1 protein-coding gene is annotated in these 505 nt (G+C 64.6%); it reads left to right on the top strand.

What is annotated here, in order from left to right:
• On the top strand, positions 1-505 hold a 505-nt coding region (locus DVW87_RS17635; RefSeq protein WP_114689073.1), incomplete at both ends, for an ISNCY family transposase.

Below are 505 nucleotides of genomic sequence, written 5' to 3'. Positions count from 1 at the left end.
TTCGGGCCGACGCTGGCACGTGAGTATCTGGCCGAGCGGCATGGCATCCGGGTGTCGTGCGAGACGCTGCGCCAAATGATGATGGTGGCCGGCCTGTGGAAAGACCGTGAAGCGCGCCGCCCTCGCCCTTACCAGCCGCGCTACCGGCGGGACTGCCGTGGCGAACTAATCCAAGTCGACGGATCCAAGCACTGGTGGTTCGAGGACCGAGGCCCGCAATGCACGCTGCTGGTCTACATAGACGACGCGACCAGCGAGCTGATGCACCTGGAGATGGTCGAGAGCGAGAGTACCTTCTCGTATATGCGGGCGACCCGGACATATATCGAGCGTCACGGCAAGCCGGTCGCCTTGTACTCCGATAAGCACAGCGCCTTCCGCAACAACACGGCCTCGGCGAACGGCGACGGCATGACCCATCTCGGGCGGGCGTTGCACGCGCTCAACATCGAGATCATCTGCGCCAACTCGCCGCAAGCCAAGGGGCGCGTCGAGCGCGCGAACG

The organism is Sphingomonas aracearum, assembly GCF_003345355.1.
Lineage (GTDB): Bacteria > Pseudomonadota > Alphaproteobacteria > Sphingomonadales > Sphingomonadaceae > Sphingomonas > Sphingomonas aracearum.
The sequence above is the reverse complement of the archived record's forward strand: the minus strand, read 5'-3'. Positions and strand labels throughout refer to the sequence as shown.